This is a genomic window from Paenibacillus sp. FSL M8-0212 (genome assembly GCF_038004645.1).
Lineage (GTDB): Bacteria > Bacillota > Bacilli > Paenibacillales > Paenibacillaceae > Paenibacillus.
In genome coordinates this window covers 6502930-6516243 of sequence record NZ_JBBORP010000001.1, presented here as the reverse complement: position 1 = coordinate 6516243, position 13314 = coordinate 6502930, and the positions used below count along the sequence as shown (strand labels likewise).

Here is a 13314-nt window from a genome sequence, read left to right as displayed (position 1 = left end):
CAGCTTCTTGGTACTGAAAACTGATCTTTTTGAACACGCACCTATAGTCTCGGGAGGGCGCATGACATGACACAACGAATGGTAGAAAAGATGTCGAAAGAGCAGCAGTATCTTGTAAACCAGTCCATGACGATGATGGATAGCTTCTATGATAAGGAACTGGATCTGCTTCGGAGTTTTGAAGAAGAGGATTCATCGCAGCACAGCACACGAGCCAGTGCACATTATGCGCTTGGGTTGTTGATTCGAAATGAGCCTGGTGATGTGGAACGCGCGATACAAGTGTTCCACAAGGTGCTCGATGTTCAATATGACGCTCCGGATGAGATCTATCACGGAACCTTCGCGACCCGGCCAACTGATGTGCATCCACCAGCGGGTCACTATGCTTGGAAATCTTTTGCGCCAGGCACGGCCTATTTCCTGGAACGCACCTTTGAGAAGGTGTCTGCGCAGTTTATCCATAAACTACAGGAAGATGGATCTCTGCTCACAGAGGCGGCAGATTCCAAACAACTGAAACGCCTTTTTCATTCGGCAGTGAATCAGATTCTGCCACCGGTCTGGATCAGCTATGATCCCAACTGGCGCGAGTTTATCGCTTGTGTCTGTGTGGTCGTAACTGCTGAATTCGCTGAACTTATACCGGAGACACTCATGAAACGGATGGACCATGCCATGGCATTGGCTGTTCAAGGGTCAATAGAACGCAGGTTATCTGACGTAATCCCCATGAACACCAATATTGAGTTAATGCATATTTTCATTACCCACTACTACGGCCATCGCTTGAACCGAACAGAATGGATTCAGCATTCGGATGAACAGGCGGAGGGATTGATGAAGGAGTTTGAACAGTACGACGGGACATTCGCTGAATTCAATACAACAACGTATTACGGGGTGGATCTCTCCGTGCTTGGTATGTATCGAAAGTACGGAGTCACCAAACGTTTACTTGAAATTGGACACCGAATTGAACATGGGCTGTGGAATAACATTGCGCTATATTATAATGCCAACCTCGAAAATCTCTCCGGCCCATTCTCTCGGGCGTACGACATGGAGATGCGAGAGCATAGTTCAATCGGTGTATTTATCTATCTCTTGCTTGGAGAAGGGTATGAATATCTGGCAGGAATCAACTGTGAGTCAGGCCATGATCCACTGATTGCGCTCCTTGGGGTAGATGTGCCCGCGGAAGCCGTGCCGTATTTCAAGGCTCATCAAGAGGATCGGCTTGTGCAGAAACAGTTCATGGAACTGTGTGAGCGCAATGATCCAACGTCCAATCGGAATCTATGTACGGCCAAAGCCTGGATTGGTGAGGACCGGATGATTGGTGCCATGTCGGGAAGTGTGAATACCAACGGCCAGATGCATCCAGCCACGATCCACTGGCAGACAGAGATGGGGGAGCGTTATTATCTTCGCTTGATCCGCCGTGAGGTAGGCGAGGGGTGGAACAGTCATCTGCGCGGAGTGACGTTTGACGTGGATCTCACGCCAGATTCGTTAACCATTGATGTGGAGCTGGATACGGCGGAAGAGATCGATGTTTATTTTGAAATCAGAGGGCCATCCCTTCGTCAGCAGGACATTACACCAGCGTTATGGCAGTTCCCTGGACTTACGTGTATCGTGAAGGCTGAAGCGCCTGAACCATCCGTATTAATGTACGTGAATCATGCGGAGATCATCTATCGTTATGTGCCTGGGAAAACTGCGAACAAGATGAGATTTGAATTGACTCTCCGTGAAGACAACGGTATGAGGAATAAATAGGTATATAAGATGAACTGAACATTTACACGAGAACGAAGAGTGCAGAACGGATCTGAAGAAGCGGAGCGTTCGCCTGAAAGCTTTCTGCAAGAAAGCTGCATCGGAAGCATAAGCTATCACCGGATTTTTCCCTTTGGAGAAGGGGATCAAAAAAATCTGGGGATAACAGCGATCGGAAGATGGTACTGCAATTGGAGTGATCTAGTGTAAAGTTTATTCGTTCAACTTATATAGATAGAGATAAATGGAATATGAATGGGCGATAGAATGATAGACAGGAGGACCAATCATGTATACGGACAAACAGGAATATTCGTTTTCAACATGTTGGAATATCAAACGTCATACGACCGGACAAGGCATGATTGAAGAAATCAAGTCTCTTGGGTTCAGACAGGTGGAATTGAATTACAACGTTACGGAAGAGATGCTGCAGACGATAGAACCGATGATTGAACGGGGAGAGATCGGTGTATCCAGTGTGCATAATACATTCCCGCATGTGGCTGATCCAGATTACGGGACGGATTCCGTCCTGCTCGGATTCGATGATGAACCGCGCCGCAAGCGGGCGATTGAACTGTTACTTCGCTCAGCCGAGTACGCACATCGTTATGGGGCCAAGGCTGTTGTTGTACATCCGGGTGAGGTTCCGTTTGAATACAATATAGATGAAGCGTTGAAAAAGATATACCACGATCAAGGACCGGATTCATCGGCATATCAATCTTTATGGCAAGAGATGTTGGAGAAGCGGGAAGATGGCAGCGCACATTACCTGAGCCGGATTCAGGAGAGTCTGGAAAAGGTATGTGACTTGTCTGAGCAGCGAGGATACGGGGTGAATTTCGGTATTGAGACCCGTTCACGCTGTTATCAGATGCCGACTTTGCACGAAGCAGGAACGATTATTGGACAAATGAAGGGCGCGCCGCTTGGTCTTTGGTACGATATTGGTCACGGTATGATGATGGATCGAATGGGGCTGTACGATAATGTACGTGAGGCTAACGCGTTGATTGATCACGTGGTTGGCGTGCATATTCATGAAACCGTAGGGTTGGCAGATCATTGGTGTCCATACATCCATAGTAAAGACATGACCTTTTTTGATTCATTTTTGGATATTATCGACCGTTCTCCGGTGAAAGTATATGAGTTAAAAGCCGCGTGTACACCGGACGAGATCGATGAGAGTCACGGAATAATCACGGCCCGTATTGCTGAACGTCATGCTGCGCGTCAGCGCGGATAGGCAGATTGGTCTATTTTATGCTAAGTGCATGGATAGGTGAATGGTAGGGTGACGGAGGAATGTGAAGTATTCTTCTCGGCAGATATCTGACGTCTAATTGGAGTAGAAGGTATCGTCTATTCTCTGTGTTGTGCGGGGATGTTTAATGGAAAAAGGGATCGGTTTCATCGGCCTGCTAGGCTTGGTGAGACGGATCCCTTTTTTGATTTTGTTAGATATGTGTATATGTGATCGGTGTACAGCTTTCATTCAGATCACATTTGAATAGCATTCAAAAGCATTTTGGCGCACAATTGGCTTCATCGCTAGGCACTCTTTGGAAAACTAACGAACCTGACGCACCTTATTCCAAGCATATGGGTCTGATTGAAATCGTAAGGAATCTGAGACACCTTATCACTTCGTGTATAGCCCATTTTTGCCCATTTTCACTTGTCTGCTCCAGTTTAACATTACTGAGGTTCGTTAGAATTTTCATGTTAGTCTAAACCAATTAATAAGGTGCCTAAGATTCGTTAGAGTGTTCGAAGTGAGTCAGAATTTGGAGAGAGAAGCGTTTATTCTACCTATCACCAAGGTAAGATTGGGCCTGTGATTCTTTTTACTCGTACATCCGTCGTTCAAGTTCAGCATAGGCAATCGCAGGATCATCACTGGAATTATCAATATAAGCGACGGATGAAGCAGGGAGGGGCCAGGCTATTTCTTTACGGACGAGAGAAGCTGTGAAGGCATTCCAGTTGGCTAACTTCCATTCATCTAGTGGGGATTGTCTCGCTGTGATCCGTTTGTGATACAATGCTTCATTCTCAAGATAAATATAGGCAACCCGCACATCCGTATCTTTCAGAGAACGTCCAATCCGTGCGAGTTCCTGCTCGATCCAGTCAGAGGTACCGATTTCCTTGGTAAATGGCCCCACAACGATTGTATCGATACCCAACTGAACGTTATCCAGAGCAGCATCCATCGTAATGCGGTACCCAAGATCACGGCACAACCTTTTGTATTCAGGCGAATCTCGGTCAGATGGGTCAAGTCCCTGAAGGGTCATGATTGCCTCAGCCGCAGGACGAAGCAGAATATCCATATCGAAGAAAGCAGCTTTATGTTTACGGGAAAGGGTTTTGGCAAGTGTGGTCTTGCCACTTCCGGCCCCGCCGAGAAAGAAAATTAGTTTGCTCATGAATGTAATGCCTCCTTAATTGTATTGAAAAAATAGTATCTGTAATTAAAAAATACACGAATATATAGATTCATCATTAGAGTTCATGAATGAAAGGACTTGTTTATTTTAACATAAATAAAGAAGCTTGTTGGCTAGACAGAAAAGGAAGGATAAGGTAATATCATACCTAGTTGTTCTATGCATAGGTTTCCGATGTATATGAAAAGGAAGGAGTGAGCGCGTTGCAGGTTAACAAACAAATGATTAAAGGCAGTACCGAGACATTGATTCTGACCTTGCTTCAGGAACGACCGTTGTACGGTTATGAATTAATTAAGGAACTACATCGTCAATCTGAGGGTGTGTTTAATCTGAAAGAGGGCACGTTATATCCTATTTTGCATGCTATGGAGATTGAAGGTTGGGTAGAGTCGTACTGGATGGAGGTTGAAGGCCGTAAACGTAAATATTATTCGATTCGAGACAAGGGGATGGAGGCCTTAGAAAGTAAAAAAGCAGAGTGGAATTTGTTCCGTAGAGCTGTGGATCGGGTGCTTGGGGAAGGAGGCCTGACATGACAAATCGACATGAGCGAATTCAGCAGTACCTTGATCACATGTGTGTTCAGGTTAAAGCTCGCGAAGTACATAACGACCTGCGTGATGAGTTGGGAAACCACATGGAAGAGATGATTTTGGACAAAGAACAAGAAGGTTATACAGAGGAAGAAGCAATTACATATGCCATTGAACAGATGGGTGATCCTTCAGTAGTGGGCAAAAGCATGCACCGCTTGCATCACCATCGCATGCATTGGGGGTTGCTAACGGGACTTGCCTGTTTGCTAATCATGAGCCTGCTGCTGACATGGATTTATACGACAAATATCTCAGTTGAAAAGTTTCAGTTTTTGTATAAAAGTCATTTGCTCTACACTATTATTGGTTTAGTGCTGATGGTGTTTTTGATGTATTTTGATTATCAAAAATGGAAAAAATCTGCCTGGTGGATCTATATTTTGTTAAGTGGTATGTTGTGGATTAATCCGCTGGTATCACCGGTTGATTATGGTGTACAACGGTTCTGGAGCATATTTGGGTTAACAATTGATCTTACGACGATATCCATGTGGGTATTGCCCCTTGCCATAGGTGCGATTATGATGGATAAGCTGCGTACTAAGTGCGATGTACAATCTGTCTCAACGTATATTCTTCTTGTGGCTTTGCCGTCTTTTAGCCTGTTTCAGGCTTCAGATTGGGTACGATTGTTTCCATTCGGAACGGCAACTATTATCTTGTTTGCCTGGATTACACGAAAATGGTTTTATACGTTTGTGGGTGCTGCAATTACGGGGAGTGTCACTATGATACAGTTGTTTTTGAGTGGTGAACACAGGCGGTTTGAGAGACTCTCTGTTGTGTTGGATCTCCAGAATGATCCGCTAGGAAACGGTTACTATAACCAAACGATTATGAATATTCTTCATTCTGCCGGATGGTGGGGAAACGGTTCTGACACGTCTTTGGACCACTTTACAGGATATTATATGGACTATCCCGGTGTAATGCTTATTGATGTATTTGGTTGGTTAGCAGGCATATTGCTGTTGCTTGGAATCGTATGGTTTCTTACTAGTATGTTGAAAATGCTACCTCGTGTACTCGATGAATTTGGTCGTATGATCGTGTTCAGTATTACAATCATGTTTGCATTGCAAATGCTTTACTCGTTGGCGATGACTACCGGAAAGGTTCCGATTGTCAGCGTTACTTTCCCTTTTATTGGATTTGGTTCTCATGTGATCTTAGAATACGCCATGGTGGGTTTACTGCTTGGAGTATATCGACGTAAAGATACTATTTCATTGAGAAGCAAACAGGGAGAGCCGATCACGACCATGTCAAAATAAAAAAGATACGTGATCGGATGGTATAAGTCATATAATACGATGTTTAATCAGACTGATGTGCTCGTGCGTCAGAAGGAAACCAGATATGACGCAGGTTCACCCAGCCCTGGCTGTTGAAAGATAGACCACGTACCGAAGGCAGATAAGCCGTCTCTACCGGTTTTTCAGATAAATGGAACAGTAGGTTCTGGCTGACCAAAAATTGCTCAATGCGGTCTAATTCACGAGTTCGATCCGCAGCGATGGGAGAGGCGACGATGGTTTGCAAAATCTTATGAATCGCTATGCGAGCAGAATCTTCCAAATGCTCAGACAACGTGGAGTAGAGATCATACCTGCGCAGTTCTTCGTCCCTGTCCCGAATGAGCGAGAAGAGAATCAGATCAGATTCCAGCCGCAGATTTCCTTTGAACTGCTCCATTGTAGCGGTACGGACGGTACAAGAGAAACCGCACTGCTCCAGTATGGACGCCAGATGTTGGGCATCCCTGCGATATTGTGGAATGGTTGCAATGTGCAGGGAGATGGGACTAGGCGAAGTGAGTCGTTTAGTAATATCTCTAAATCCCTCATGCTCAACCATCCCGATATTCACGGCAACAGAGTCAAGAGCGACGACCTCAGAGTCATCTACATGTCCGTCATCTCTATACATTCCAGCAAGGCATAACTGAAGGTGTGCTCTTACTGCCGGATCGTTTAACGGTCCGGTTTTTTGTGTATTACACGTGAGTAATTTATGAACCATCACACCTGCACTAATCTGTGTCCAGTCTGCACCCGCAGACAAAGACGGATTATGAACTAGATGAAAGAACGGAGTTTCGATATCTTGGCTATCGTCCATTTTTGCCGAGGCACTCCACGGAATTTGCAGGATATCTACCCGGTCCATATGTGCTCTACCCTGAAAATACGAGGAAAAGGCTTCAAGTCTGCACAAGTGATCATCCCAGGCAGTGACCTTGAACGGCCCCGTCCCAACAGGTTTTTGCATCCCAGGCAGATCACCCGAATGCTTTATCTTATGTTCGTTTGTTCCTGGTGAGGGTACAATCGCCGCACGACTTGTTGTCAGGAAGGACAAAAACAATTCATGAGGACCTTTCAACTGGAAACACACGGTTAAGGAATCGACCGTTTCAATAGAGAGAATCTGTTTACTTACATCACGGTACAGTGTCCGGCGATCTGTAGATTGCAGCCGTTCAAACGTATGTACAATATCATGGGACGTCAACAACTGACCATCGTGAAAAGTAATACCTTTCCGCAAATAAAAGATCCATGTCTTTCGGTCTGCACTGACATCCCAGGTATGAGCGAGACATGGGAGAATCTCTCCCTGTTCACCCCGCTGAACCAACCCGTCAAAGACATGGCTAGTAACAAAGGATTCAGCTAATAGATTAATGTAAAGCGGATCAAGCGCATGAAGCTGTTGGCGGAGGGGCAACCGAAGTGTATCAATCTGCTCATTATTGGTGCCGGCTTCCGTATGATGTCCTGAATATCCAAGCAACCACTGGTTTAGATGATCCTGCATGATTGTTGAACTGGAGAATGCGCTCACCTGCTCGGCAGCTTGCTGCAACTCCCGGCGATTCATGGCCTGCATCATATATTCTGCGGCGATTTGATCAGCCGGAACAAGCAAAGTCAGTGAAGAACGCCGACCACGGCCACGCTGGGAAACCCAACGAATCCAATCAAGGGCAACCATCTTTTTGACAATCGTTAACGTATTGCGGTGTGTACAATTTAGCAACTCAGCGAGATCGGCGAGTGTAAGTTCATGTTCTGTATGGTGACCGTAATGACGATGCAACAGCAGATATTGCTGATGTAATTTCAAGTGTTGATTCCCTCCTGGAGGTGAACTCTGACGTATTCCTCTAAAATAAGAAGTTTTGTCGATTATAATTTCTATTTATATTCCTATTTTATCATCTAGAATATAGCATAGAAAGGTTAATGGAGGTTTTTCCCATGATTGATAAAATAATGGCTTCACCGCAACGCGCTCTAATCACGCTACTGTCTGCATGGATGCTGGCGATCATTCACCAGTATTTATTCTATGGTAATGAGATTGGCGTATCGTATCCTATCTTTGTAATTCTCTTTTATGTGTTCATGTATCTGTTTGCACGGGACCGCATGAGGTCTTTCAAGTTCATTGATGCTTTTGTGGCGGCTGTAGTGCTATTGTTGTCGCTAACGTTCCTGTTATACGACAATGAACTGCTGTATGTTCTTAATTTTCTGGTTGTACCCGGCGTAGTTATCTTACATATGACGTATCTGATGGGCAGAAAACAGAAGCAGTGGTGGGAGATTGGTTTGATTGGTACGGCTATTGACCACTTGCTGCCTCAAGCCATACGTCATTGGGGGACGGTTGCTGCCATTGCTGTGAGAGCAGGAGGGCGTGGCATCGGCAAATCACAGAAAACAGTTGTTTTTAAAGTACTCATTGGTCTTGTGGCGTCCTTGCCTATCCTCATTGTAGTCGTTGCATTACTGTCCTCTGCTGACGGGGTCTTTGATCAGTATTTAGCCGGTTTTCCGGAGTGGCTGAATCAGCTGGCTTTTACTCCAGGGATACCGAGAATCATCTGGATTGTCATCGCAGGTGTATTGCTGTTCGGTTATGTATGGGGATTCGTCCAGCCAATGCAATATGAGGCAGAGAAGAGAGAGAACGCACATTGGAAAAATGGAGCTGCATCCACGGTTGATAAGCGTGACCACACCTATATATTCTCTCCTGTGGACTCGGCCACTGAAGGTAAGGTTACAAATAAGATTACACCCGAGCCCGAACGCACTCCAGTTCAGCGGGAACCATTCAGATTGGACCCCATCATTGTAGGGACGATGCTGGTTGTCATTAACTGTGTGTACGTTTTGTTTGTACTTGTACAGTTTTCGTATCTGTTTGGTGCAGGAGAGGGGCATCTTCCGGTAGATCTGTCTTACGCAGACTATGCGAGAAGTGGATTCGCAGAGTTAATTCTCGTCACAGGTATTAACTTCTTTATTCTTATTGTTGCTTTGCAGTATACCCGTTCGAGTCGCAAAGCGGGTTCCATCGTGCATCAGGTATTGCTCCTGATTCTGGTCAGTTGTTCAGCAATTATGTTGTATTCCGCGTTTATGCGCCTAAATCTTTATGAGCAGGCATATGGATATACGTACATCCGCTTCCTGGTACACGCATTTATGATCTTCCTTGCACTCCTGTTGCTGATTGCTGGCCTTCGTATACGGTACACGTCAATACCGCTGATTCGCTGGTATATTGTGCTGGCGCTCACAGCTTATGTTGCAGTCAACTATGTGGGCATGGATAAACGGATTGCCGAGCTGAATATTGAACGTTATCATCAGACTGGCAATATTGATGGAACCTATCTGGCGAGTCTATCGGCAGATGCAGTTCCGTTACTTCGAGAGTTTGCTCATGAGGAGTATCCGGATCTCAAGAGGGAAATGCTGGAACGTCAAGCATATCTGGATATGGATACATCAGATCGCTCATGGCCTTCTTATAACGTGGCAAGACACCGAGCTGAGCAAGAGTTGTCCAAATTGAGAACGGAATAGCTGAAGAGTATTTGTTTTCCCGTACGGATTTATGCAAAAACAATATGTAAGTGTTATAATATAAAAACTAACCTATAAAGGGGGTGAATCCCTTGTTTGAACTGCAGGAGTTATTACCATATTTATTCTCGATTGGACTCATCTTCACCGTCAGTTATGCCTATATTGCCCATCTTCACTGTGGCATGACGGAGTACTGGGTGGAAGGTGGCGCCGGTGGTGGACTTGAACCTGTACTTCCCGCCCTGTGTTTGGACAGACAGCATAGACAGGAAGACTGGAGTCGCATGATTAGACGAAGAGAAGCGCCCGATGAAGATGAACCAGATTGTCATTCCTCGTTGAACGATTGGTCAACAAATCAACGAGGAGGATATATATGGAACATAAGACTAACAAGGGATTCACTTTTACTTCGGGCAAGGGACGGATCTATGGCCTGATTGTCATTTTGTTTGCAGTCATGCTGCTTGCCGGATGCAGCAACAACGTGTCGGAGATTACTTCATCGACACCGGGATTTTTTAATCACTACATTGTATTTCCACTCTCGTATCTGATACAGCACATTGCCACGATATTTAACGGAAGCTACGGGGTCGCGATTATCGTGATTACGCTGGTCATTCGTCTAGCACTATTGCCATTGATGATGCGTCAAGCCAAGTCCCAGCAGGGAACACGAGTCATCATGAACGCCATGAAACCCGAGATGGATGCGCTCAAGAAAAAATATGAGGGCAAAAATGACCCTGCTGATAAGCAAAAGCTGTCTCAGGAAACGATGGAGCTGTACAAGAAACATAAGTTCAATCCGCTGAATATTGGTTGCTTGCCAATGCTCATCCAGTTGCCTATACTTTCAGGTATTTACACAGCCATCCGACTTACACCGGAGTTGTCCTCTCACTCGTTCCTGTGGTTCAAACTGGGAGCGCCGGACTACGTACTCGCTGTGGTGGTCGCGGTCATATATCTGATTCAAGCCAAGGTATCACAAGCCAATATGGCGCCTGAGCAGCGAAAACAGTTCGCCATTATGGGATATCTCTCCCCATTGATGATGGCATTCTTTTCTCTTACAGCTCCGGCAGCGATGCCGCTCTACTGGACGGTTGGGGGTTCATTCCTGGTACTACAGACGTTATTATTCCGTAAAATGTACCCGGTGGAACATCCACAGGAGCCAGTGGTTGTGGAAATGAGTAAGAAAAAGAATAAAAAATCTACCTCATCCAAACCTTCTCGGAAACCTGCAAAGTCTTAATAAACTTGGTCCCGGTTGGCTGCGGAAACATGGTGATTACGGAACAGTGTTGAACACGAAAAACATAATGAAGAAGCCTGATCCATATGGATCAGGCTTTTTTTGTACTCTCAGGTGTTCCTTTTTAGTTTTTTTTACGAAAGCGGATGAAAAGCATAACGTCTACTGCCTGTTCCCCAATATCACTTAATGATGATATACTTACCTGATCAGATATGATATTGATAATCAATATCATTTATTGAGTGATGTATACATTGGAAAAAGTGAAACGAGGAGCGCGGATAGATGCAAGAGGAAGAAGCAAGACAGGGATTTACACCGGAGATGATTGATATGATGGCCAGTATCTGGACACGTTCGATCATTACATTAATAGATGTACGCTTTCAGAATGTAGCGTCACAATACCCGTTGGAGCAATATAAAATGCCTAGTAGCATGTTTATCTATGCATATGGGGGAGAAGCGCAAATCCAACTGAATGAAACCACATTTGCAATGGAACGTTTTGGCTTAGTTCACGGTGGGAAGGGGAGCCTGCTCAGTATTACGCCTAAAGAGGAGATTGTGAATACCTTTATGGTTTTCTATAGAGCAGAATCACCTCTCTTTTTCAAGAAACATCTGCAGCAATTACTGGAGCAAGTCAATCCATTTGTTCAACAGTTTGGTTATACGCCAAGTAATCCCATCTTGCTACGCGATTGGTTCCAACGGATGATGAATGGCTGGAAACGTGGCAAAGCGATGGATCAGCTACAGGCAAAAAGTTTTCTATATCAATTGATTCATGAGGTGTATAGGGATTTGGAGGGTGGTGAGATTCGGTATCTCCAGCCAGATCCAGCCTGTTCTGCCAAGATATATCTCGATAAACATTACAGGGAGCCGATTATGTTTCAACAAATTGCCGATATGTTTGGGATCAGTGGTGGACAATTGACGCGGTTGTTCAAAAAAAGGGAAGGGATAAACTTACAGGAGTATCTCATTCAGAGGAGGATTGAAGCTGCCTGTCATGACTTGAAACATACAGAAGCGACGGTTAAAGAAATCGCATCTGGAGCTGGTTTCACAGATGAGAAAAACCTGTTCCGAATGTTTAAGAAGCATTATAAGATGACACCAAGTGATTATCGGAAAATAAACGCACTATCCATGCAGGTTGATGGTATTGATAATGATTCTCATCTCCCTTACGATGAGAGGGAACTAGCGAGTCTAGTCAAGTCTTATAGAGATGGGGAATCAACGATGTTTGGATCATTAAGAAGTAAAGAAATGATTTTGGCGGCGGCGATAAGCATGATGCTCTTATTGACAGCATGTACGTCAGGGACGCCAGCGAATAATGGGGGAACGGCGAATACAACACCTGCACAGACACAGCAGACGACACAACAGGAAGGGTCGGAGACAAAAGCTTCGGAAGCCGTCTCGCAGACCAGAACGATAACCACAGTTAAGGGTGATGTTGAGGTACCTAACAACCCTCAGCGAGTTGTAGTCGATTATTTGGTTGGTGATGTGGTAGCCCTAGGTGTAACTCCTTTAGGTGTGGCTAGAGCTGCACGGGGAGAGACAGAGCCTGTTTATGCTAACCAGATCACAGACTCCGTAAAAGTAGTCATGGAGCCGGAAGATATCATGACGCTTGAGCCTGATCTTATCATTTTGGCATGGAGCGATGAGTCGTATGATGATTTATCCAAAATTGCCCCGACCATTTATGTTCCCTATGGTGATATGACTACAGAAGAGCGGATACAATTTATTAGCGATGTTTTGAACAAACAGGAAGAGGCTAAGGATGTTTTGAATGCTTATACCGGAAAAATTGAAGAAGCAAAGCTAGCTTTTCAGAATGCGGGCCTATCCGATGTAACGATTACGGTTGGAGAATTCAGTGATAAAAGTAACTACATAGCTGGAGCCAAGCATGCCGTTGGCGAGCTTGTTTACGATGAACTTCAATTGCAGGCACCTTCAAAAGTCCAAACGGATATTATCGACGCAGATAAATATTGGGGCGATGTCTCCATGGAAGTATTACCTGCTTACTCTGGGGATTATATGATCTTCTTAGGAGATGGAAACGTTGCTTCTGATAATGCTGTGTGGAATGCTATACCTGCTGTGCAACATGATCGGATCGTAAAGGTGGATTCTTCGCTATCTTGGTCCACCGACGTAATGACTTCCAGTGCATTGATTGATTATATTGTTAGTCAATTGCTGGCATTAGCTAAATAAGAGTTAGAACGAAATTTTAATTGAACACTCCAAATTTTCAAACATGACCAATCGAATATATG

The 13314-nt window shown here is 44.8% G+C and carries 10 protein-coding genes; 8 read left to right on the top strand and 2 right to left on the bottom strand.

Translation table 11 applies throughout. From position 1 onward, the window contains the following. Positions 1 to 66: 66 nt before the first annotated feature. Both MKX68_RS28305 and MKX68_RS28300 read left to right on the top strand, forming a co-directional pair. Positions 67 to 1785, top strand: coding sequence for a hypothetical protein (locus MKX68_RS28305; RefSeq protein WP_340915149.1), 1719 nt, complete (start codon positions 67 to 69; stop codon positions 1783 to 1785). Positions 1786 to 2074: 289 nt separating this feature from the next. Further along, positions 2075 to 3040, top strand: a complete 966-nt coding sequence (locus MKX68_RS28300; protein ID WP_338594255.1) for a sugar phosphate isomerase/epimerase family protein — start codon at positions 2075 to 2077, stop codon at positions 3038 to 3040. Positions 3041 to 3641: 601 nt separating this feature from the next. On the opposite strand, the gene MKX68_RS28295 is transcribed toward MKX68_RS28300, so the two are convergent. Further along, positions 3642 to 4226 (bottom strand): AAA family ATPase, encoded by a 585-nt coding sequence (locus tag MKX68_RS28295; RefSeq protein ID WP_338594257.1) that lies wholly within the window; start codon positions 4224 to 4226, stop codon positions 3642 to 3644. Between the two features lie 224 nt (positions 4227 to 4450). Between MKX68_RS28295 and MKX68_RS28290 the strand changes: the two genes are divergently transcribed. Further along, positions 4451 to 4786 (top strand): PadR family transcriptional regulator, encoded by a 336-nt coding sequence (locus tag MKX68_RS28290; protein WP_253434636.1) that lies wholly within the window; start codon positions 4451 to 4453, stop codon positions 4784 to 4786. Continuing rightward, on the top strand, positions 4783 to 6120 hold the full coding sequence (locus MKX68_RS28285) for an FtsW/RodA/SpoVE family cell cycle protein (protein WP_340915143.1): 1338 nt from the start codon (positions 4783 to 4785) through the stop codon (positions 6118 to 6120). Before MKX68_RS28290 ends, MKX68_RS28285 begins: the two co-directional genes overlap by 4 nt. A gap of 43 nt (positions 6121 to 6163) precedes the next feature. Here MKX68_RS28285 and MKX68_RS28280 read toward each other — a convergent pair whose 3' ends face one another. After that, the gene (locus MKX68_RS28280) at positions 6164 to 7975 is read right to left on the bottom strand and encodes an ABC transporter substrate-binding protein (RefSeq protein WP_340915141.1); all 1812 of its coding nucleotides are present in this window, start codon (positions 7973 to 7975) and stop codon (positions 6164 to 6166) included. Positions 7976 to 8109: 134 nt separating this feature from the next. Here MKX68_RS28280 and MKX68_RS28275 point away from each other — a divergent pair, with 134 nt between their 5' ends. From MKX68_RS28275 to MKX68_RS28260, 4 genes are all read left to right on the top strand, one after another. Then, positions 8110 to 9729: a DUF4153 domain-containing protein gene (locus tag MKX68_RS28275; protein ID WP_340915139.1), complete on the top strand. Its 1620-nt coding sequence runs from the start codon at positions 8110 to 8112 to the stop codon at positions 9727 to 9729. Positions 9730 to 9821: 92 nt separating this feature from the next. Further along, positions 9822 to 10172 carry a hypothetical protein gene (locus tag MKX68_RS28270; RefSeq protein ID WP_256704410.1) on the top strand — a complete coding sequence of 117 codons (351 nt, stop codon included), beginning with the start codon at positions 9822 to 9824 and terminating at the stop codon, positions 10170 to 10172. Further along, entirely contained in the window at positions 10109 to 10996 is an 888-nt protein-coding gene (gene yidC / locus MKX68_RS28265; protein ID WP_340915136.1) for a membrane protein insertase YidC, read from the top strand. The genes MKX68_RS28270 and yidC overlap by 64 nt, the downstream gene beginning before the upstream one ends. A 288-nt stretch (positions 10997 to 11284) precedes the next feature. Then, complete coding sequence (locus MKX68_RS28260; protein ID WP_340915134.1) at positions 11285 to 13252, top strand: AraC family transcriptional regulator; 1968 nt, start codon at positions 11285 to 11287, stop codon at positions 13250 to 13252. The last annotated feature ends 62 nt before the right edge of the window (positions 13253 to 13314 follow it).